18 protein-coding genes are annotated in these 20,375 nt (G+C 72.5%); 10 read left to right on the forward strand and 8 right to left on the reverse strand.

The window, feature by feature from the left end; translation table 11 throughout:
* Positions 1-18: 18 nt before the first annotated feature.
* Positions 19-1,308: a hypothetical protein gene (locus ACIG3E_RS04300; RefSeq protein WP_399611049.1), complete on the reverse strand. Its 1,290-nt coding sequence runs from the start codon at positions 1,306-1,308 to the stop codon at positions 19-21.
* A gap of 294 nt (positions 1,309-1,602) precedes the next feature.
* Here ACIG3E_RS04300 and ACIG3E_RS04305 point away from each other — a divergent pair, with 294 nt between their 5' ends.
* From ACIG3E_RS04305 to ACIG3E_RS04330, 6 genes are all read left to right on the forward strand, one after another.
* Entirely contained in the window at positions 1,603-4,035 is a 2,433-nt protein-coding gene (locus tag ACIG3E_RS04305) for a bifunctional SulP family inorganic anion transporter/carbonic anhydrase (RefSeq protein WP_399611051.1), read from the forward strand.
* 194 nt (positions 4,036-4,229) lie between these two features.
* Positions 4,230-6,230: an acetate--CoA ligase gene (gene acs / locus ACIG3E_RS04310; RefSeq protein ID WP_399611053.1), complete on the forward strand. Its 2,001-nt coding sequence runs from the start codon at positions 4,230-4,232 to the stop codon at positions 6,228-6,230.
* A gap of 271 nt (positions 6,231-6,501) precedes the next feature.
* A complete protein-coding gene (nhaA, locus tag ACIG3E_RS04315; RefSeq protein WP_399611056.1) occupies positions 6,502-7,899 on the forward strand; it encodes a Na+/H+ antiporter NhaA in 1,398 nt (465 codons plus the stop codon).
* A gap of 87 nt (positions 7,900-7,986) precedes the next feature.
* Positions 7,987-8,487 (forward strand): phage holin family protein, encoded by a 501-nt coding sequence (locus ACIG3E_RS04320; RefSeq protein ID WP_138961037.1) that lies wholly within the window; start codon positions 7,987-7,989, stop codon positions 8,485-8,487.
* Positions 8,484-9,431, forward strand: a complete 948-nt coding sequence (locus ACIG3E_RS04325; RefSeq protein ID WP_399611060.1) for an alpha/beta fold hydrolase — start codon at positions 8,484-8,486, stop codon at positions 9,429-9,431. The genes ACIG3E_RS04320 and ACIG3E_RS04325 overlap by 4 nt, the downstream gene beginning before the upstream one ends.
* 131 nt (positions 9,432-9,562) lie before the next feature.
* On the forward strand, positions 9,563-9,763 hold the full coding sequence (locus ACIG3E_RS04330; RefSeq protein ID WP_399611062.1) for a hypothetical protein: 201 nt from the start codon (positions 9,563-9,565) through the stop codon (positions 9,761-9,763).
* An 18-nt stretch (positions 9,764-9,781) separates the two neighbouring features.
* On the opposite strand, the gene ACIG3E_RS04335 is transcribed toward ACIG3E_RS04330, so the two are convergent.
* The 3 genes from ACIG3E_RS04335 to nth form a co-directional block, all read right to left on the reverse strand.
* The gene (locus tag ACIG3E_RS04335) at positions 9,782-10,984 is read right to left on the reverse strand and encodes a MarP family serine protease (protein WP_399611065.1); all 1,203 of its coding nucleotides are present in this window, start codon (positions 10,982-10,984) and stop codon (positions 9,782-9,784) included.
* 108 nt (positions 10,985-11,092) lie between these two features.
* Positions 11,093-11,734: an NUDIX hydrolase gene (locus ACIG3E_RS04340; protein ID WP_399612160.1), complete on the reverse strand. Its 642-nt coding sequence runs from the start codon at positions 11,732-11,734 to the stop codon at positions 11,093-11,095.
* 393 nt (positions 11,735-12,127) lie between these two features.
* Positions 12,128-13,330, reverse strand: a complete 1,203-nt coding sequence (nth, locus tag ACIG3E_RS04345) for an endonuclease III (RefSeq protein ID WP_399611066.1) — start codon at positions 13,328-13,330, stop codon at positions 12,128-12,130.
* Between the two features lie 440 nt (positions 13,331-13,770).
* On the opposite strand from nth, the gene ACIG3E_RS04350 reads away from it, so the two are divergent.
* Both ACIG3E_RS04350 and ACIG3E_RS04355 read left to right on the forward strand, forming a co-directional pair.
* The gene (locus ACIG3E_RS04350; RefSeq protein ID WP_006382668.1) at positions 13,771-14,445 is read left to right on the forward strand and encodes a Crp/Fnr family transcriptional regulator; all 675 of its coding nucleotides are present in this window, start codon (positions 13,771-13,773) and stop codon (positions 14,443-14,445) included.
* Between the two features lie 118 nt (positions 14,446-14,563).
* The gene (locus ACIG3E_RS04355; protein ID WP_399611069.1) at positions 14,564-15,388 is read left to right on the forward strand and encodes a nucleotidyltransferase domain-containing protein; all 825 of its coding nucleotides are present in this window, start codon (positions 14,564-14,566) and stop codon (positions 15,386-15,388) included.
* On the opposite strand, the gene ACIG3E_RS04360 is transcribed toward ACIG3E_RS04355, so the two are convergent.
* The 4 genes from ACIG3E_RS04360 to ACIG3E_RS04375 all read right to left on the reverse strand — a co-directional run bounded on the left by ACIG3E_RS04360 (position 15,385) and on the right by ACIG3E_RS04375 (position 17,927).
* Complete coding sequence (locus ACIG3E_RS04360; protein WP_399611072.1) at positions 15,385-16,215, reverse strand: MBL fold metallo-hydrolase; 831 nt, start codon at positions 16,213-16,215, stop codon at positions 15,385-15,387. The genes ACIG3E_RS04355 and ACIG3E_RS04360 overlap by 4 nt on opposite strands.
* A gap of 49 nt (positions 16,216-16,264) precedes the next feature.
* Entirely contained in the window at positions 16,265-17,131 is an 867-nt protein-coding gene (locus tag ACIG3E_RS04365; RefSeq protein WP_399611074.1) for an NUDIX hydrolase, read from the reverse strand.
* Between the two features lie 122 nt (positions 17,132-17,253).
* On the reverse strand, positions 17,254-17,769 hold the full coding sequence (locus tag ACIG3E_RS04370; RefSeq protein ID WP_399611077.1) for a RidA family protein: 516 nt from the start codon (positions 17,767-17,769) through the stop codon (positions 17,254-17,256).
* On the reverse strand, positions 17,766-17,927 hold the full coding sequence (locus tag ACIG3E_RS04375; RefSeq protein WP_242720387.1) for a DUF4177 domain-containing protein: 162 nt from the start codon (positions 17,925-17,927) through the stop codon (positions 17,766-17,768). The genes ACIG3E_RS04370 and ACIG3E_RS04375 overlap by 4 nt, the downstream gene beginning before the upstream one ends.
* 82 nt (positions 17,928-18,009) lie before the next feature.
* Between ACIG3E_RS04375 and ACIG3E_RS04380 the strand changes: the two genes are divergently transcribed.
* Both ACIG3E_RS04380 and ACIG3E_RS04385 read left to right on the forward strand, forming a co-directional pair.
* A complete protein-coding gene (locus ACIG3E_RS04380; protein ID WP_399611080.1) occupies positions 18,010-18,984 on the forward strand; it encodes an ArsA-related P-loop ATPase in 975 nt (324 codons plus the stop codon).
* Between the two features lie 49 nt (positions 18,985-19,033).
* Positions 19,034-20,350 carry an ArsA family ATPase gene (locus ACIG3E_RS04385; protein WP_399611082.1) on the forward strand — a complete coding sequence of 439 codons (1,317 nt, stop codon included), beginning with the start codon at positions 19,034-19,036 and terminating at the stop codon, positions 20,348-20,350.
* The last annotated feature ends 25 nt before the right edge of the window (positions 20,351-20,375 follow it).

Genomic DNA, 20,375 nt, shown 5'->3' on the forward strand with positions numbered 1-20,375 from the left:
CCCACGGGCGGCTCGCCGCTACCTCTTGGCCGGTTCGGCCCCCGGGACCCCCTTGGGCGCCGGGGCCGGGCGGGCCGAGAGGAAGGCGGGCCAGCCCTCCTTGGGGGCCTTGCCGACGCCGAGCTTGGTCAGTTTGGCGAGGACCTGCGGGTCCTGGGCGTCCAGCCAGTCGGCGAGCTGCCGGAAGGACACGCACCGCACGTCCCTCTTGGTGCAGACCCGCTCGATGGTCTCCTCGATGGCGCGCATGTACGTGCCGCCGTTCCAGGACTCGAAGTGGTTGCCGATGATCAGGGGCGCGCGGTTGCCGTAGTAGGCGCGGTCGAAGCCCTTGAGGAGGCCGTCGCGCATCTGGTCGCCCCAGTACTCATGCCGGGACGGATCGCCCTGGGAGGTCGAACCGGACTGGTTCACCATGAAGTTGTAGTCCATGGTGAGCGTCTCGAAGCCGCGCCCGGGGACGGGGACGAGCTGCATCGACAGGTCCCACAGGCCCTCCTTCTTCTCGGGCCAGAGCTGGTTGTTCACCCCGCTGGTGTCGTAGCGGAAGCCGAGTTCGCGCGCCGCCCGCATGAAGTTCTTCCGGCCTTCGAGGCAGGGGGTGCGGGCGCCGATGAGCTCCTTGTCGTAGTCGAAGGGCAGCGGCAGGGCGCTCTTCATGCCCGCGTTCGTCTTCCAGGCCTTCACAAAGGACTTGGCCTGCTGGATCTCGCTCTTCCAGTCGTCGACGGACCACTCGTCGACGCCCCGGCCCGCGCCGCAGAAGTGGCCGTTGAAGTGCGTGCCGATCTCGTTGCCCTCGAGCCAGGCGCCGCGGAGCTGGTCCACGGTGTCCTTGATTCCCTCGCGGTCGTTGAAGCCGATGTCCGAGCTGCCTGCCAGGTGCTGCGGCGGCTTGTAGAGCCCGCGCTTCTCCTGCGGAAGCATGTACACGCCGCTGAGGAAGTAGGTCATCGTGGCGTTGTTGCGCTTGGCGACCTTGCGGAAGTGCGAGAAGAGCTTCTGCCCGTCCTCGCCCGCGCCGTCCCAGGAGAAGACCACGAACTGTGGTGGCTTCTGACCCGGTCCGAGGCGTTCCGGCCGGGGCAGTAGCGGTTGCTTGCCGGTGAAGGCCGTGGAGCCGTCGCCGATCAGCCGGACCGGCGACTTGGGCGCGGCGGCACCAGCCGGCTTCTTCGCGCCGTGCGCGCCCTCGCGCGCACTCTTCTTCGTGTCGGACGCGCCACTCCCGCACCCGGCCAGGGCCGCGACGCAGACCACGAGGGCGGCGAGCCCGGCCGCGGCGGCAGTCCTCTGGTTGGCGGCCATCCGCCCACCTACTTCCGTACGAATCGGGACAGAACCCGAGCAACTTCGCACAGAGGTACGGGAGCCCCATTACGACAAGCCGATGAATAGGCTTAATCACTCGTTGAGGTGATCGCTTGCCCCATTTGCGCCGAAAATCCTGCCGTGACCTTTACTCTGCATTACGATTCGTTTACCGAGAGTTGAGTCGTCCCGCCGCTGCAACGCCGTGACCCACGGCCGCGACCCGCCCTCCGGCAGCCCGTCGGAGGCCCACCTGTTCCGCGACCGCGCCGCCCCGGAGGAGTCGGGAAAATGTCTGCCAGCGTCCCCTCACGCGCCACCGACTCGGCCCCGGCCGCAAGCGCCCGGCAGCCGCACGCGCCACCGCCGCGCCGCGCCTTCCGCATCGCGGGCGCCGACCTCTCCGCGTCGATCGCCGTGTTCCTCATCGCCCTGCCCCTGTCCCTGGGCATCGCCCTGGCCACCGGAGCGCCCCTCCAGGCGGGCCTCGTCGCCGCGGCCGTCGGCGGCGTCGTCGGGGGCCGTCTCGCCGGGTCCCCGCTCCAGGTCAGCGGCCCCGCCGCCGGGCTCACCGTCGTCACCGCCGACCTCATCCAGCGCTACGGCTGGCGCACCACCTGCGCGATCACCGTCCTCGCCGGGCTCACCCAGGTGGGCCTCGGCTGTCTGCGCGTGGCCCGCACGGCCCTCGCCGTCAGCCCCGCCGTCGTACACGGCATGCTCGCCGGGATCGGCGTCACCATCGCGGTCGCCCAGTTGCACATCGTGCTCGGCGGCACCCCGCAGAGCTCCGTGATCGCCAACCTCCGCGCGCTGCCCGCCCAGTTGGCCGAGGTGCGCCCGGCCGCCCTGTCGATCAGCCTCCTGACCCTCCTCCTGCTGCTCGTCTGGCCGCGGCTGCCCGGGCGCGCGGGCCGCGCCGCGCGCGTCCTGCCCGCGCCCCTGGTAGCCGTCGCCGCCGCCACGGCGCTCGCGGGCTTCGCCGCGCTCCGTCTGGACAAGGTCGACCTGCCGTCCTGGCGCAGCCACGCGCTCGCCGGACTGCCCGAAGGGCCCGCGCTCGGCCTGGTGGCGGCCGTGCTCACGATCACGCTGGTGTGCAGCGTGCAGTCGCTGCTCGGCGCGGTCGCCATCGACAAGCTCACGTCCGGCCGCCCGGGCCCGCCCCCCGGAGTGGGCCGTTCCGATCTCGACCGCGAGCTGCGCGGCCAAGGCGTGTCGAACATCGTCTCCGGCCTGCTCGGCGGCCTCCCCGTCGCCGGAGTCGCGGTGCGCAGCGTGGCGAATGTCCGGGCGGGTGCCGTCAGCAGGAACTCCACGATGCTGCACGGCGTTTGGGTAGTAGTAGCCGCCCTGCTGCTCGTGCCCGTCCTGGAGCTGATCCCGCTCGCCGCCCTTGCCGCCCTCGTCATGGCCGTCGGCATCCAGATGGTCAGCCTGAACCACATCCGTACCGTCACCCGGCACCGCGAGATCCTGGTCTACGCGGTCACCACCCTCGGCGTGGTCGTGCTCGGCGTCCTCGAAGGGGTGGCGCTCGGCGTCGCCGCCGCCGTGGCCGTGGCCCTGCACCGCCTCGCCCGCACCCGCATCACCTGCGACGAAGACCCGGAAGGAGTCCATCATGTGCACGTCCGAGGCCAGTTGACGTTCCTCGCCGTGCCCCGCCTCAGCCGCTGTCTGCACCACATCCCGCACCGGGCGCACGCCGTCGTGGAGCTGGACGGCTCCTTCATGGACCACGCGGCGTACGAGACGCTGCAGAGCTGGCAGGACGCGCACGCCGCGCACGGCGGCACGGCCGAGATCACCGGCCGTGGCGGCCAGCGGATCGCCGAGCCCGCCAGGATCGCCCACTGCAGCTGCCGCCCCTGGACGCCGTGGCGCAACCACAACTGCGAGGCGCCCCCGCAGCACTCCCCCGACGCCCCCCACGACCACCCCCACCACCAGCACGAACTGGCCCAGGGCATCAGCGCCTTCCAGCAGCACACGGCCCCCCGGGTGCGAGGAGAGCTGGCCCGGCTCGCCCGCGAGGGGCAGCGGCCCGTGCAGCTGTTCCTGACGTGTGCCGACTCCCGGGTCGTCACCTCCATGATCACGTCCAGCGGCCCGGGCGACCTCTTCGTCGTGCGGAACGTGGGCAATCTGGTGCCGCTGCCCGGCGCCGAGAGCGGCGACGACTCGGTCGCCGCCGCGATCGAGTACGCGGTGGACGTCCTGGAGGTCAAGTCCATCACCGTGTGCGGGCATTCGGGGTGCGGGGCGATGCAGGCGCTGCTCAGCTCGCCGCCGTCCGGGGCGCAGACGCCGCTCAAGCGGTGGCTGCGGCACGGTCTGCCGAGCCTGGAGCGGATGGCCGCGTCCAGCACCGCCGAGCCCTCCGGCGGGATCGCCCCGCGGCTCGCCGGGCGGGCGCCCGCGGACGCGGTGGAGCAGCTGTGCCTGACCAACGTGGTCCAGCAGCTGGAGCATCTGCGGGCCCACGAGGCGGTCGCGCGACGCCTCGCCGAGGGGTCCTTGGAGCTGCACGGGATGTACTTCCACGTCGGCGAGGCCCAGGCCTATCTGCTGTCCGAGGGTCCCGGCGGCGCGCCCGGCACGCGCTGCGGCTCCCCCGGCGACCGGCCCCTGCCGCACGAGGTGTTCAGCCAGGTGCGGCCTTCGCCCCGACCAGACCAGGTGCGGCCCTCGCCCCGCGCGGAGGCCACGCCGACGGGCTGAAACGCGCCGACCGGCCGACAGCGGTGGGTCTCCCCTGCGGGAGGCCCACCGCTCCGCGCTCCGGGGGGGGGCACGCAAGATCGCGCACGCTCCGGCGCGCCGCCTATGTCGACCGCCCCCTACCTGCCACCCTTTACAGGTCTAAACCAATTTCCGGCAAGCCCTTGTCACCAGGGCCGGGTGTCTGATGAGCTGTGGCTTGGGACACAACGGACACCCTGAGAAAGGGAGATGTCGTGAGTAACGAAAGCCTGGCCAACCTCTTGAAGGAGGAGCGTCGCTTCGCGCCGCCGGCCGATCTGGCCGCGCGGGCCAACGTCAGCGCGGACGCGTACGAGCAGGCCAAGGCTGACAGGCTCGGCTTCTGGGCCGAGCAGGCCCGTCGGCTGACCTGGGCCACCGAACCGACCAAGACGCTCGACTGGTCGAACCCGCCGTTCGCGAAGTGGTTCGAGGACGGCAAGCTCAACGTCGCGTACAACTGCGTGGACCGCCACGTCGAGGCGGGCCACGGCGACCGGGTGGCCATCCACTTCGAGGGCGAGCCCGGCGACAGCCGTGCCATCACCTACGCCGAGTTGAAGGACGAGGTGAGCCGTGCCGCCAACGCCCTGACGGAGCTGGGCGTCGGCAAGGGCGACCGGGTCGCCGTCTATCTGCCGATGATCCCCGAGGCGGTCGTGGCGATGCTGGCGTGCGCCCGCATCGGCGCCGCGCACTCGGTGGTCTTCGGCGGCTTCTCCGCCGACGCGATCGCCGCCCGCATCAAGGACGCCGACGCCAAGCTCGTCATCACCGCCGACGGCGGCTACCGCCGGGGCAAGCCGTCCGCGCTCAAGCCCGCGGTCGACGAGGCCCTGAGCCGGGTGGAGGGCGTCGACAAGGTCCTCGTCGTACGGCGCACGGAGCAGGAGGTGGCCTGGACCGAGGGCCGCGACCTGTGGTGGCACGACGTGGTCGGGCGGCAGTCGGCCGAGCACTCCCCGGAGGCGTTCGAGGCCGAGCAGCCGCTGTTCATCCTGTACACGTCGGGCACCACGGGGAAGCCCAAGGGCATCCTGCACACGTCGGGCGGCTATCTGACCCAGGCGTCGTACACCCACCACGCCGTCTTCGACCTCAAGCCGGAGACCGACGTCTACTGGTGCACGGCCGACATCGGCTGGGTGACGGGCCACTCGTACATCACGTACGGACCGCTGTCGAACGGCGCGACGCAGGTGATCTACGAGGGCACGCCGGACACCCCGCACCAGGGCCGCTTCTGGGAGATCGTGCAGAAGTACGGGGTGACGATCCTGTACACGGCGCCCACGGCGATCCGTACGTTCATGAAGTGGGGCGACGACATCCCCGCGAAGTTCGACCTCAGCAGCCTGCGGGTGCTCGGCTCTGTGGGCGAGCCGATCAACCCCGAGGCGTGGGTCTGGTACCGCAAGCACATCGGCGGTGACAACTGCCCGATCGTGGACACCTGGTGGCAGACCGAGACCGGCGCGATGATGATCTCGCCGCTGCCCGGCGTGACCGAGACCAAGCCGGGCTCCGCCCAGCGCGCGCTGCCGGGCATCGCCGCGACCGTCGTCGACGACGAGGCGAACGAGGTGCCCGACGGCGGCGGTGGCTATCTGGTCCTCACCGAGCCGTGGCCGTCGATGCTGCGCACCATCTGGGGCGACGACCAGCGGTTCATCGACACGTACTGGTCGCGCTTCGAGGGCAAGTACTTCGCCGGGGACGGCGCCAAGAAGGACGAGGACGGCGACATCTGGCTGCTCGGCCGGGTCGACGACGTGATGCTCGTGTCCGGGCACAACATCTCCACCACCGAGGTGGAGTCGGCGCTCGTCTCGCACCCGTCGGTCGCCGAGGCGGCGGTCGTGGGCGCGGCGGACGAGACCACCGGCCAGGCCATCGTCGCCTTCGTGATCCTGCGGGGCACGGCGAACGCCGAGGACGAGGGGCTCGTCGCGGACCTGCGCAACCACGTGGGCGCGACGCTCGGCCCGATCGCCAAGCCCAAGCGGATCCTGCCGGTGGCCGAGCTGCCGAAGACCCGTTCCGGGAAGATCATGCGGCGGCTGCTGCGGGATGTCGCGGAGAACCGCCAGCTCGGTGACGTCACCACGCTGACCGACTCCTCCGTGATGGACCTCATCCAGTCCAAGCTTCCGGCTGCGCCGAGCGAGGACTGATCCCCTCATCGGTCGGCTGCGGGTTCTCCGTGGCTGATCGCGCAGTTCCCCGCGCCCCCTAGGGGCGCCCCGAGGCACCCGGCGCCCCGCGCGCCGGGTGTCTTCTTTTGTCCTTAAGGTGGCTTTTGCCGGACACCCCCGCCGCAGCCAGCCCCAAGCGATTAGATAAGCTAAGGATCAACGTCAACAACGCGACAAGAATCATCAGGTGCGCCGGGAAGTCTGGTCGGCATGTGCTCAGCCCTGCCTACCCGACCGGAGGTCGACTCCTGTGGCCGCGCCCACCCCCACCAACCGCAAGTTCCTCGGACGCCTCTCCCTGCCCGAGCGCACCTTCGTGGCGAACGCGCTGCGCACCGAGACGGTCGGTGGCGTCCTGCTGCTCATCGCCGCCGTAGCGGCCCTGATCTGGGCGAACACCCCGCTCAAGGAGAGCTACGAGAGCGTTCGGGACTTCCATCTGGGCCCCGGCTCGCTCGGCCTCGACCTGTCCGTGCAGCACTGGGCCGCGGACGGGCTGCTCGCGGTCTTCTTCTTCGTCGCCGGGATCGAGCTCAAGCGCGAGCTGGTCGCGGGCGACCTGCGCGACCCCAAGGCGGCCGCGCTGCCCGTCATCGCCGCGATCTGCGGCATGGCCGTCCCGGCGCTCGTCTACACGCTGGTCAACACGGTCGGCGGCGGCTCCACGGACGGGTGGGCCGTGCCCACCGCGACCGACATCGCCTTCGCGCTCGCGGTGCTCGCGGTCATCGGCACCTCCCTGCCGTCGGCGCTGCGCGCCTTCCTGCTCACGCTCGCCGTCGTCGACGACCTCTTCGCGATCATGATCATCGCGATCTTCTTCACCAGTGACCTGAACTTCGCCGCGCTCGCCGGTGCCGTCATCGGCCTCGCCGTCTTCTGGCTGCTTCTGCGCAAGGGCGTCCGCGGCTGGTACGTCTACGTGCCGCTCGCCCTGGTCATCTGGGGCCTGATGTACAACAGCGGCGTCCACGCCACCATCGCCGGTGTCGCCATGGGCCTGATGCTGCGCTGCCACCGCGAGGAGGGCGAGCCGCACTCCCCCGGCGAGCACATCGAGCACCTCGTACGCCCCCTCTCCGCGGGCCTCGCGGTACCGCTGTTCGCCCTGTTCAGCGCCGGGGTCGCGGTCTCCGGCGGCGCGCTCGGCGATGTCTTCACGCGGCCCGAGACGCTCGGCGTGGTCCTCGGCCTGGTCGTCGGCAAGGCGGTCGGCATCTTCGGCGGCACCTGGCTCGCCGCCCGCTTCACCCGGGCCGAGCTGAACGACGACCTGGCCTGGCCGGACGTCTTCGCGGTCGCCTCGCTCGCGGGCATCGGCTTCACCGTCTCGCTGCTCATCGGCGAGCTGGCCTTCAGCGACGACCCGGCCCTCACCGACGAGGTCAAGGCGGCGGTCCTCGTCGGCTCCCTGATCGCGGCCGTGCTCGCCACCGTCCTGCTGAAGCTCCGCAACCGCAAGTACCGCGTGATGTGCGACGACGAGGAGCGCGACGAGGACCTCGACGGCATCCCGGACATCTACGAGCAGGACAATCCGGATTACCACTTGCGGATGGCGGAGATCTACGAGAAGAAGGCCGCCGAGCACCGCAGGCGGGCGGAAACGTCAGCCGGGTCGGGCGATCCGGACCACGGTCCGGCATGATCTGTCCAGAACCTTCCGCGCGGCGCCGGTCCCGGGGCGGCAGGATTGCGCACGCCGACCGGCAGACAGAGAAATGAGGAGTACGCGATGAGCGCACCCGACGGTCCCGTCGGCACCGAACGCAGCCTCGGCCAGCTCGTCTCCGCGGCGAGCAAAGAGATGTCGGAGCTGGTGCACGACGAGATCGCGCTGGTCAAGGCCCAGCTGACGCAGGACGTCAAGCGCGGTGCGATCGGCAGCGCCGCGTTCATCGCGGCCGTCGCCGTCCTCATCTTCTCGCTGCCGATGCTGAGCTTCGCCCTGGCCTACGGCATCCGCACCTGGAGCGGCTGGAACCTCGCGATCTGCTTCGTGCTGTCCTTCGCGGCGAACGTCCTGGTGGCGGGCGTGCTCGCCTGGATCGGCGTGATCTTCGCCAAGAAGGCCGCCAAGGGCAAGGGCCCGCAGAAGGCCGCGGCCGCGGCCAAGGAGACGGCTGCCGTACTGCAGAACGTCAAGCCGCATCCGCGCCCCGTGACCCCTGCGACGAGCGCCCTTGAGCTGGAGAAGGGTGAGCGGGCCGACGCTGTGGCACGCTCGACTGCATGACGGACCCCGCCAATACCCCCCAGCACGCCTCCGCGACCGCGTCGGCCGTACGCGTCGAAGGACCCTGGACGCACCGGGACGTCGCCGCCAACGGCGCCCGCTTCCACATCGCGGAGCTCGGTGACGGGCCGCTGGTGCTGCTGCTCCACGGCTTCCCGCAGTTCTGGTGGGCCTGGCGGCACCAGCTCGTCTCGCTCGCCGACGCGGGCTTCCGCGCGGTGGCCATGGACCTGCGGGGCGTCGGCGGCAGCGACCGCACCCCGCGCGGCTACGACCCGGCCAATCTGGCCCTGGACATCACCGGCGTGGTGCGCTCCCTCGGGGAGCCCGACGCCGCGCTCGTCGGCCACGACCTGGGCGGCTACCTCGCCTGGACCGCCGCCGTGATGCGGCCCAAGCTGGTGCGCCGCCTCGCCGTCACCTCCATGCCGCACCCCCGGCGCTGGCGCTCGGCGATGCTGCGGGACACGAAGCAGACCGCCGCCGGGTCCTACGTGTGGGGCTTCCAGCGGCCGTGGATCCCGGAGCGTCAGCTCGTCGCGGACGACGGCGCCCTGGTCGGCCGGCTGCTGCGGGACTGGTCGGGGCCGCGCCTCCCGGACGACGAGGCCGTGGAGACGTACCGGCGCGCGATGTGCATCCCCTCGACGGCGCACTGCTCGATCGAGCCGTACCGCTGGATGGTGCGGTCCATGGCGCGCCCCGACGGGATCCAGTTCAACCGGCGCATGAAGCGCCCGGTGCGCGTGCCCACGCTCCATGTGCACGGGTCCCTCGACCCGGTGATGCGCACCCGCAGCTCGGCCGGTTCCGGCGAGTACGTCGAAGCGCCGTACCGCTGGCGGCTGTTCGACGGCCTGGGGCACTTCCCGCACGAGGAGGACCCGGTGGCCTTCTCCAACGAGCTGGTGAGCTGGCTGAAGGACCCCGAGCCCGACCGCTGACGCCTCCCGCCGCCGCGGCGTCACCCGAATGCGGGAACGTCAGTCCTACGAACGCCAATTGCCTGGCGCATAGGCCAATTGGGGCCCCTGTGCGCGGTTACCGACCTTGAGGCACGGGCACACGTCCGGGTATGGGCTGGACGCACGACTACAGTGACGTAGCACGCAAGCGCCGGGCGGCCACCGTGGTGAACGGCCACGAGAGGGGCGGCGGCCCGCGCGAACAGGGCTACCCGGAGCATTCGGCATCCGCACAGGCCATCGGCATCCCGCGCATCCTGCGGCGCCGCGCGCGCTGGGTGTCGGCGCGGTTGCGGCACACACGCGACTGACCCGCTTCCCGTACGCCGCTACAGCGCGCACCCCTGGCTGTCGACCTCCTGGTTGGCGGTGCGGCCCCGCTCGATGTCCTCGCGGATCTCGTCCGCCGTCAGGGCGTAGCCGGTGTCGGGGTCGTCAAGCGACTTGGCGAACACGACGCCGTAGACCTCGCCCTTCGGGGTGAGCAGCGGGCCGCCGGAGTTGCCCTGGCGGACCGTGGCGTACAGCGAGTACACATCGCGGCGGACCGTGCCCCGGTGGTAGATGTCCGGGCCCTTGGCCGTGATGCGGCCGCGCACGCGCGCGGGGCGGACGGTGTACGGGCCGTCCTCCGGGAAGCCCGCCACGATCGCGCCGTTGCCGCTCACGGCGTCGCCCGAGGCGAACTTCAGGGCGGGGGCGGGCAGCGAGGGCACGTCGAGCACGGCGATGTCGCGCTCCCAGTCGTAGAGCACGACCTTCGCGTCGTACTTCTCGGCCTCACCGCCTATCTGCACGCGGGGCTCGTCCACCCCGCCGACCACGTGCGCGTTCGTCATGACGCGGCGCGGGGCGAAGACGAAGCCGGTGCCTTCGAGGGCCTTGCCGCAGCTGTGCGCGTCACCACTGACCTTCACGATGGAGCGCTTGGCGGTGACGGCGACCTGGCTGCGGGCCAGCTTCGAGTCGGGCGGCGGGACCTCCTTGATCGGCTCGTTCGAGAACGGGCTGAAGACCTGCGGGAAGCCGTTCCTCGCGAGGACCGAGGTGAAGTCCGTGAACCAGGTGTCGGCCTGCCCGGGCAGGGCGCGGTCGATGCCGAGCAGCACCTTGGAGTTGCGGACCTCCTTGCCGAAGGTCGGCAGCGTCGTGCCCGCGAGGAGGGAGCCGATCAGCCAGGCGACCAGGAGCATCGCGACCACGTTGACCAGGGCGCCGCCGGTGGCGTCCAGGGCTCTGGCGGGCTGCCAGGTGATGTACCGGCGCAGCTTGTTGCCCAGGTGGGTGGTGAAGGCCTGGCCGACGGAGGCGCAGACGATCACCACGACGACGGCGATGACCGCCGCGGTCGTCGTCACCTTCGCGCCCTCGTCGGTCATGGCGTCCCAGACGACGGGGAGCAGATACACCGCGACGAGACCGCCGCCGAGGAAGCCGATCACGGACAGGATGCCGACGACGAAGCCCTGGCGGTAGCCGACGATCGCGAACCACACCGCGGCGAGCAGCAGCAGGATGTCCAGCACGTTCACCGATTCAGTCCTCGCCTCGCATGAGTCCCCGCCCAGCGCTCGCCGGTACGCGCCACGCCTCGCGGGCGCGCCGCCCTCGGCCCCGGTGGCCTCGGTCCCGCAACCTTGTCATGAGCCCCAGTCGAGCGGGACGCGGCGGTCCCTGTCCCACGGGCGCTCCCACCCGGCGAAGTGCAGGATCCTGTCGATGACCCCGGCGGTGAACCCCCAGACCAGGGCGGACTCCACGAGGAAGGCGGGGCCCTGGTGCCCGCGCGGGTGCACGGCCATCGCGCGGTTCGCCGGGTCCGTGAGGTCCGCCACGGGGACGGTGAAGACCCGGGCGGTCTCGGCCGGGTCGACGACGCCCACCGGGCTCGGCGCGCGCCACCAGCCGAGGACGGGCGTCACGACGAAATCGCTCACGGGGATGAACAGGCTCGGCAGCACCCCGAAGAGCTGGACGCCGCGCGGGTCGAGCCCGGTCTCCTCCTCGGCCTCCCTGAGGGCCGCGCGCAGCGGCCCCTCGCCCTGCGGGTCCCCGTCCTCCGGGTCCAGGGCGCCGCCGGGGAACGAGGGCTGCCCCGCGTGCGAGCGCAGCGAGCCCGCCCGCTCCATGAGGAGCAGCTCGGGCCCCCGCTCGCCCTCGCCGAAGAGGACGAGCACGGCGGACTGGCGCCCGCCGCCGCCCTCCGGCGGCAGGAACCTGCTGAGCTGGTCGGGCCGGACGGTGGCGGCCGCCCGCACGACGGGGGCGAGCCAGGAGGGCAGGCCTTCGGTGGTGAGGAGGGTCCGCTCGGGGTGCGGAAGGGCGGGGGTGTCCGGGGCCGGGGTGTCCCGGGGGGCGGTGGCGCCCTGCGCGCGGGAGGCGCCGACGGTCTGCGTGCGGGGAGCGTGCGGCTGCCGCGCCCGGGGGGCGCCCGGGGCGGGGTGGGCCTGGGCGCCGCCCGGCGGGTGGGGCCTGGCTCCGCCCGGGGTCTCGTGGGTGTGGGGGCCCCGCGCCCCGTGGGAGTCCGTGCCGTGCTTCTCGCCGTCGTCGCTCATGTCCCTGCCGCCTGTGTGCGTGTCACTCGCGTGCGTCATCGGAACCCCGGTCCCCCCGCGGTCCCCCGTCCGCCCCTCCATCTCTCCACAACGCCACCGGCCCCGCGGATGGTTCCTCGATCACCCCGTGGCGCCGAGCGGCGGCGCGGCCCTGCCCGGATAGTCCGGCGGGGGCTTGAGGCGCTGGCCCGGAAGACCGCCCTTCTCGTACTTCAGGAGCTTCTCGGCCTTCTCCGGGTCCGTCTCGCCCTCTCCGTACGACGGGCAGAGGGGGGCGATCGGGCAGGCGCCGCACGCGGGCTTGCGGGCGTGGCAGATGCGGCGGCCGTGGAAGATCACGCGGTGCGACAGCATCGTCCAGTCGCTCTTGGGGAAGAGGCCGCCGACGACGGCCTCGACCTTGTCCGGGTCGGTCTGATCCGTCCACTTCCAGCGGCGCACCAGACGGCCGAAGTGGGTGTCCACGGTGATGCCGGGGACGCCGAAGGCGTTGCCCAGGACGACGAAGGCGGTCTTGCGGCCCACGCCGGGCAGCTTGACCAGGTCTTCGAGGCGGCCGGGCACCTCGCCGCCGAAGTCGTCCCGCAGGGCGGCGGAGAGGCCCATGATCGACCGGGTCTTGGCGCGGAAGAACCCGGTCGGCCGGATCAGCTCCTCGACCTCCTCCGGATTCGCCGCGGCGAGGTCCTCCGGGGTCGGGTACTTGGCGAAGAGGGCCGGTGTCGTCTGATTGACCCGCAGGTCCGTCGTCTGCGCGGAGAGGACGGTCGCCACGAGCAATTGGAACGGGTTTTCGAAGTCGAGCTCCGGGTGCGCGTACGGGTACACGTCGGCGAGCTCGCGGTTGATGCGGCGGGCCTGGCGGACGAGGGCCGTGTGCGACTTGGGCGCGGCGGGGGCCTTCACGCCCTGAACGGCACCCTTCACACCTCCGGCGGGGGCCTTCGCGGGGGCGGCCTTCTTGGCCGGGGCCTTCTGCGCAGGAGCCTTTTTCGCCGGGACCTTCGCGGCGGATGCCTTCGTAGCCGGAGCCTTCTTCGCCGGGGCCTTCGCGGCGGATACCTCCTTGGCCGGAGCCTTCCTCGCAGGGGCGGCCTTCCTCGCAGGGGCGGCCTTCCTCGCAGGGGCGGTCTTCCTGGCAGGGGCCTTCGCGGCCAGAGCCTTCGCGGCGGATGCCTTCGTAGCCGGATCCTTCTTCGCAGGGGCCTTCTTCGCCGGAGCCTTCGCGGGCCCCTCCGCGGCCTCCGCCGCCCCGGCCGACGCCGCCCCGGCCGTCGGCTCCGCAGTGGGCCGAGCGGCCCGTGAAGCGCCTTGATTCGCCATGCGGCCAGCGTACGGGCCCGCACTGACACCGACGGCGGAGATGCGCCGTTGTCACCGCGGAGGGCATCGGCGCCGGGCGCGCGCCGGAGCGCGCCCTCCTCCGCGCACCCCCCACGCCCTCACCGACGCGCGTCGCACGAGGACCGTTTTGTCCGGATTTCCAGGAGTGGCGGAAGCGTGTTCGCCCACAGCAGAATTGTCCTGCGTGCCCGCGCGCCGCGCCGCCGTGGCCTGTGCTCTCACGGGCCCGTAGGCGGGTGTCCGGCTTCCGGCCGGGCGGCCGCATCCGGCGCCGATCCCCCGGATCAGCCCCCAATTGGCCCCCTTCCGCATTGCCTCCGTCACAAGTGCGGCAGACTTGAGTGACTGATCACACTGTTTGAACCGTCCGGCAAACTGGGGCACCCGTCCCCTGATGCAGGTCGACAAGGAGAGAACTCGTGGACGACGTTCTGCGGCGCGCCCCGCTCTTCGCGGCGCTCGATGACGAGCAGGCCGCGGAGCTCCGCGCCTCCATGAGTGAGGTGACGCTCGCACGCGGGGACGCGCTCTTCCATGAGGGCGACCCCGGAGACCGCCTGTACGTGGTCACCGAAGGCAAGGTGAAGCTCCACCGCACCTCCCCCGACGGCCGCGAGAACATGCTCGCCGTCCTCGGCCCCGGCGAGCTCATCGGTGAGCTCTCGCTCTTCGACCCGGGCCCCCGCACCGCCACCGCCACCGCCCTCACCGAGGTCAAGCTGCTCGGCCTCGGCCACGGCGACCTCCAGCCGTGGCTCAACGCGCGCCCGGAGGTGGCCGCCGCCCTGCTGCGCGCCGTCGCCCGGCGCCTGCGCAAGACCAACGACCAGATGTCGGACCTCGTGTTCTCCGACGTCCCCGGCCGCGTGGCCCGCGCCCTGCTCGACCTGTCCCGCCGCTTCGGCGTGCAGTCCGAAGAGGGCATCCACGTGGTGCACGACCTCACGCAGGAAGAGCTCGCCCAGCTGGTCGGCGCCTCCCGCGAGACGGTCAACAAGGCCCTGGCGGACTTCGCGGGCCGCGGCTGGCTCCGCCTGGAGGCCCGCGCCGTGATCCTCCTGGACGTCGAGCGCCTGGCCAAGCGGTCCCGCTGACCCGTACGCCGTACCGAACGCACCGCGCCCACCGGGCCCGGTGCGTTCGGCGTACGCCCCGACGTGCCGCCCCGGAAAAGTGCGTGCCCCAGGGGCGCCCACCCTGCACAGTGGCCCCATGACTACCGTCAGCCGTGGGCTCGACAGCCAGGGGTACATCGAGCGCGAGGGCTCCCTGGGACGGATCCCGGACGCCTTCCGGCCCGTGGTCGCCGCCGCGCGCGACCGGGTCGCGGACGTCTTCGGCAAGCGGCTCGACAGCGCCTATCTGTACGGCTCGGTGCCGCGCGGCACCGCCCGCGTCCACCGCTCCGACCTGGACCTCCTGCTCGTCCTGCGCGAGGAGCCGAACGACAGCGACCGCGCCGACGCGCGTGCCGTGTCCGCCGCCGTCGACAAGGAGTTCACGGAGGTCGACGGCGTCGGCATCCTGCTCCTGAGCCGCGCACGCGTCCTGAGCGAGCACGAGACGTACGACCACGGCTGGTTCCTCGCCTGCCTCTGTACGCCGCTGCTCGGGGCGGACCTGGCCGAATTCCTGCCCCGCTACCGGCCCGACGGCCGACTCGCCCGGGAGACCAACGGCGATCTGGCCGCGCTGCTCCCGACCTGGCGCGAGCGCCTCGACGCCGCCGCGGCCGCGGGCGACGACGCGGCCCTGCGGGCCGTGTGCCGGACGGTCTCCCGGCGCCTGGTCCGCACCGGCTTCACGCTCGTCATGCCCCGCTGGCGCGGCTGGAACGGCGAACTCTCCGAGATGGCGGAGGTGTTCGGCCGCTACTACCCCGAGTGGGCCGACCGGATGCGGACGGCCGCCGCCGTGGCCTACGAGCCCGTGGCCGACCCCGGCGTGCCGCGCGAGCTCACGGACACGCTCGGGCCGTGGCTCGCGGCGGAGTACACCGCACGGCACGGCGTGAAGACACCGGGGCCCTGGGGTTAGATCAGGCCGTGTTCCTTGAGGTACTCCAGTTGCGCGTGCACCGACAGCTCCGCGGCGGGCCACAGGGAGCGGTCCACGTCCGCGTACACGTGCGCCACGACATCGGGCGCCGTCGCGTAGCCGTTCTCGACGGCCGTCTCCACCTGTGCGAGGCGGCTGGCGCGGTGTGCCAGATAGAACTCGACCGCCCCCTGGGCGTCCTCCAGGACCGGCCCGTGACCGGGCAGGACCGTGTGCACTCCGTCGTCGACGGTCAGCGAGCGCAGCCTGCGCAGCGAGTCCAGATAGTCGCCGAGCCGACCGTCGGGGTGGGCGACCATCGTGGTGCCGCGCCCCAGGATCGTGTCGCCCGTCAGGACGGCCCGGTCGGCGGGGAGGTGGAAGCAGAGCGAGTCGGCCGTGTGGCCCGGCGTCGGTACGACGCGCAGCTCCAGGCCCCCGGTGGTGATCACGTCACCGGCGGCGAGGCCCTCGCCGCCCAGGCGCAGCTCCGGGTCGAGGGCGCGGACCTTACTGCCCGTCAGCTCGGCGAAGCGGGCGGCGCCCTCGGCGTGGTCGGGGTGGCCGTGCGTGAGGAGGGTGAGCGCGACCCGCTTCCCGGCGCGCTCGGCGGTCGCCACGACCTCGGCGAGGTGTCCCTCGTGCAGGGGGCCCGGGTCGATGACGACCGCGAGGTCGGAGTCCGGTTCGGCGACGACCCAGGTGTTGGTGCCGTCCAGGGTCATCGCGGACGGGTTGGGGGCGAGGACGTTGACGGCGCGGGCGGTGGCGGGGCCGCTGAGCACCCCGCCACGTGGCTGGCCCGGCAGGGCCGCTGCTTCGGTCATGCGGGGATGGCTCCCGTCGGCATTGGGGTGGTCGGCGCGGGCGGCACGGTCATGCCGCGCCGCCGGAGGGGATGTGCTTGGTGAACTCCTCGTGGCCCGGCCAGGAGAGCACCAACTCCCCGCCCTCCAGGCGGGCCCGGGCCAGGACGGGGGTGAGGTCGTGCCCGGCGGCCGCGGCCACCGCGTCGGCGGCGGCCCGGTGCGGGGCCAGCTGGCGCAGGGTGGCGATGGTCGGCGGCATCATGACGAGTTCGCCGCGGTCGTAACGGGCGGCGGCCACCGCGGGGCTCAGCCACTCCGTGCGGTCGGCCTCCGTGGAGGCGTTGCGGGTGCGCTGGCCCGCCGGGAGCGCGGCCACGAAGAAAAACGTGTCGTAGCGGCGCGGCTCGAACTCCGGAGTGATCCACCGCGCCCAGGCGCCCAGGAGGTCGCTGCGCAGCACCAGGCCGCGGCGGTCCAGGAACTCGGCGAAGGACAGGTCGCGGGCCACGAGGGCCTGGCGGTCGGCCTCCCAGTCGTCGCCCGTGGTGTCACCGACGACCGAGTCCGGGCCGGGGCCCGCGAGCAGGACACCGGCTTCCTCGTACGTCTCGCGGACGGCCGCGCACACCGTGGCCTGCGCCGCGGCCTCGTCGACGCCGAGCCGGGCGGCCCAGGCGGCGCGCGGCGGGCCCGCCCAGCGGACGGCCCGCTCGTGGTCGCGGGGGTCGACGCCACCGCCGGGGTAGGCGTACGCGCCCGCCGCGAAGGGCATCGACGTACGGCGCCGGAGCATGTGCACCTGCGGGCCCTCGGGGGTGTCCCGCAGGAGCAGCACCGTCGCGGCGGGACGCGGGGGCGCCGGGGTCAGCTCGCCGCTCGCGAGGGCGCGGACGCGGTCGGGCCACTCCGGGGGGTACCACTGCCCATCTGCCATGGGCGGAGGCTATCCGAGGTGGCGCGGATGTTCGAGAGTCACCTTTCGGCGCCTGGGGCGGGTGGGCGGGCGGGGCGGGGCCGCCGCCCGGCCACCCGTGGCGCTACGGCTCGAGCTCGACGCTACGGCTTGAGCTCGACCTGGATCTCGACCTCCACCGGGGCGTCCAGCGGGAGCACCGCCACGCCCACCGCGCTGCGCGCGTGCACGCCCGCGTCGCCGAGGGCCGCGCCGAGCAGCTCGCTCGCGCCGTTGAGCACGCCGGGCTGGCCGGTGAAGTCGGGGGCCGAGGCGACGAAGCCGGTGACCTTCACGACCCGGGCGATCCGGTCCAGGTCGCCCGCGACGGACTTCACGGCCGCCAGGGCGTTGAGCGCGCACAGCCGGGCCAGGTCCTTGGCCTCCTCGGGCGTGACCTCGGCGCCTACCTTGCCGGTGACGGGCAGCTTGCCGTCCACCATGGGCAGCTGCCCGGCCGTGTACACGTACACGCCGGACCGCACGGCAGGCTGGTAGGCCGCGAGCGGCGGGACGACCTCGGGCAGCGTGTGCCCCAGCTCGGCCAGCTTCGCCTCTACGACGCCCTCCCGTCGCCCACCGCCACCCTCAACGGAGGCGCTGCGCGCCGCGCCGCTCACAGTTGCTTCTCGCGCTTCAGATAGGCCACCAGCTGCTCCGGGTTGTTCGGGCCCGGGACGACCTGGACGAGCTCCCAGCCGTCCTCGCCCCAGGTGTCCAGGATCTGCTTCGTGGCATGGACGAGCAGCGGCACGGTTGCGTATTCCCACTTGGTCATACGGCGACTGTAATGCCTGGGACCGGCCTGCTATGGACAGCCTCATGCGTAGCCCGCGAGGGGACTGGTTAGGCTCGAAGACGTGAGCAGGCTCCAGGTCGTCAGCGGCAAGGGCGGTACCGGCAAGACCACGGTCGCCGCGGCCCTCGCGCTCGCCCTCGCGACCGAGGGCAGACGCACCCTCCTCGTGGAGGTCGAGGGCAGACAGGGCATCGCGCAGCTCTTCGAGACGGAAGCGCTTCCGTACGAGGAGCGGAAGATCGCCGTGGCCCCCGGCGGCGGGGAGGTGTACGCCCTGGCCATCGACGCGGAACTGGCGCTGCTCGACTACCTCCAGATGTTCTACAAACTCGGCGGCGCGGGCCGCGCCCTGAAGAAGCTCGGCGCCGTGGACTTCGCGACGACGGTCGCGCCGGGCCTGCGGGACGTGCTCCTCACCGGCAAGGCCTGCGAAGCCGTCCGCCGCAAGGACAAGCACGGGCGGTACGCGTACGACTGCGTGATCATGGACGCGCCGCCCACCGGCCGCATCACGCGCTTCTTGAACGTGAACGACGAGGTCGCCGGGCTCGCCAAGATCGGCCCGATACACAACCAGGCCCAGGCCGTGATGCGCGTCCTCAAGTCCCCCGAGACGGAAGTGCACTTGGTGACGCTCCTGGAGGAGATGCCCGTCCAGGAGACCGCCGACGGCATCGCCGAGCTGCGCGCCGCGGGCCTGCCCGTGGGCCGCGTGATCGTGAACATGGTGCGCCCGGCGCTCCTCGACGAGGCCGCGCTCGACCTCGGCCTGGAGCGCACCCCCCGCACCGCCCTCGCGAAGTCCCTCGCGGCCGCGGGGCTCGGCGGGGCCCGCGGCGCCGCCGGGCGGCTCGTGGACCCGCTCCTGGACCAGGCCGCCGAGTACGCCGCGCGGCACGCCCTGGAGGGCTCCCAGCGCGCCGTCCTCGCCGGTCTCGACCTGCCCCGGCACGAACTGCCGCTCCTTGCCGACGGGATGGACCTGGCGGGCCTGTACGAACTCGCCAAGGAGCTGCGCCACCAGGGGGTCGCGTGACCTCCCGCCGAACCCGACCGGAAGCACACTCCCGGAAGCCAAGGAACTCATGAGCCTCGATCCGGCACGTGACCCGCTCGACGTAGACGCGCTGCTCGACGACCGCAGCACGCGCATCGTGGTGTGCTGCGGCTCGGGGGGAGTCGGCAAGACCACGACGGCGGCGGCCCTGGGGCTGCGCGCCGCCGAACGGGGCCGCTCCGTCGTGGTGTTGACGATCGACCCCGCCCGCCGCCTCGCGCAGTCCATGGGGATCGACTCGCTGGACAACGTGCCCCGGCGCGTGGAGGACATCAAGGGCGAGGGCGAGCTGTGCGCCATGATGCTCGACATGAAGCGCACCTTCGACGAGATCGTCGAAGCGCACGCGGACAAGGAGCGCGCGCGGGCGATCCTGTCCAACCCCTTCTACCAGTCGCTCTCGGCGGGCTTCGCGGGCACGCAGGAGTACATGGCGATGGAGAAGCTGGGGCAGCTGCGGGCCCGGGACGACTGGGACCTGATCGTCGTGGACACGCCGCCCTCGCGCTCGGCCCTGGACTTCCTGGACGCCCCCAAGCGGCTCGGCTCCTTCCTCGACGGCAAGCTGATCCGGCTCCTGATGGCCCCGGCGAAGGTGGGCGGCCGGGCCGGGATGAAGTTCCTGAACGTCGGCATGTCGATGATGACGGGCGCCCTGGGCAAGCTGCTCGGCGGCCAGCTGCTGCGGGACGTACAGACCTTCGTGGCGGCGATGGACACGATGTTCGGCGGCTTCCGCAAGCGCGCGGACGCCACCTACCGACTGCTTCAGGCGCCGGGCACGGCGTTCCTCGTGGTGGCGTCGCCGGAGCGGGACGCGCTGCGGGAGGCGGCGTACTTCGTGGAGCGGCTCGCGGCGGACGACATGCCGCTGGCCGGTCTCGTGCTGAACCGCGTGCACGGCAGCGGCGCGGCGGGGCTCTCGGCGGAGCGGGCGCTCGCGGCCGCCGAAAATCTTGAGGAGCGCGGCATTGTGGATCAGGAGGGCGGGAAGGTTGGAGGGCGTAGCTCCTCTGAGGCTCCCTCCTCCGAGACCCCCGCCTCAGCGGCTCCCCCTTCCTCTGAGGCCCCCGGCAGTTCAGCGTCCACCGGCACCCCGTCCGAAGGGCCCGACGCCGCCGTCGAGCGGCTCACCGCGGGCCTGCTGCGGCTGCACGCGGAGCGGATGCGTCTGATCGCCCGGGAGCAGCACACGCGTGACCGCTTCACCGCGCTCCACCCGGAGGTGGCGGTGGCCGAGGTGGCCGCGCTGCCGGGTGATGTGCACGACCTCGCGGGCCTGCGCGCCATCGGCGAGCAGCTCGCGTCGGCGCACGGCACCGCGGGGCCTGCCGGGGCCGCGTGAGCCCGGCGCCCTGACGGCACCCCGA

The organism is Streptomyces sp. NPDC053474, assembly GCF_044544845.1.
GTDB lineage: Bacteria > Actinomycetota > Actinomycetes > Streptomycetales > Streptomycetaceae > Streptomyces.

Excerpts from the sequence above, each read along its gene's own strand:
- ACIG3E_RS04300 (WP_399611049.1), bottom strand. The coding sequence starts at position 1,308 with ATGGCCGCCAACCAGAGGACTGCCGCCGCGGCCGGGCTCGCCGCCCTC.
- ACIG3E_RS04305 (WP_399611051.1), top strand. The coding sequence starts at position 1,603 with ATGTCTGCCAGCGTCCCCTCACGCGCCACCGACTCGGCCCCGGCCGCA.
- ACIG3E_RS04320 (WP_138961037.1), top strand. The coding sequence starts at position 7,987 with ATGAGCGCACCCGACGGTCCCGTCGGCACCGAACGCAGCCTCGGCCAG.
- ACIG3E_RS04325 (WP_399611060.1), top strand. The coding sequence starts at position 8,484 with ATGACGGACCCCGCCAATACCCCCCAGCACGCCTCCGCGACCGCGTCG.
- ACIG3E_RS04330 (WP_399611062.1), top strand. The coding sequence starts at position 9,563 with ATGGGCTGGACGCACGACTACAGTGACGTAGCACGCAAGCGCCGGGCG.
- nth (WP_399611066.1), bottom strand. The coding sequence starts at position 13,330 with ATGGCGAATCAAGGCGCTTCACGGGCCGCTCGGCCCACTGCGGAGCCG.
- ACIG3E_RS04355 (WP_399611069.1), top strand. The coding sequence starts at position 14,564 with ATGACTACCGTCAGCCGTGGGCTCGACAGCCAGGGGTACATCGAGCGC.
- ACIG3E_RS04360 (WP_399611072.1), bottom strand. The coding sequence starts at position 16,215 with ATGACCGAAGCAGCGGCCCTGCCGGGCCAGCCACGTGGCGGGGTGCTC.
- ACIG3E_RS04365 (WP_399611074.1), bottom strand. The coding sequence starts at position 17,131 with ATGGCAGATGGGCAGTGGTACCCCCCGGAGTGGCCCGACCGCGTCCGC.
- ACIG3E_RS04375 (WP_242720387.1), bottom strand. The coding sequence starts at position 17,927 with ATGACCAAGTGGGAATACGCAACCGTGCCGCTGCTCGTCCATGCCACG.
- ACIG3E_RS04385 (WP_399611082.1), top strand. The coding sequence starts at position 19,034 with ATGAGCCTCGATCCGGCACGTGACCCGCTCGACGTAGACGCGCTGCTC.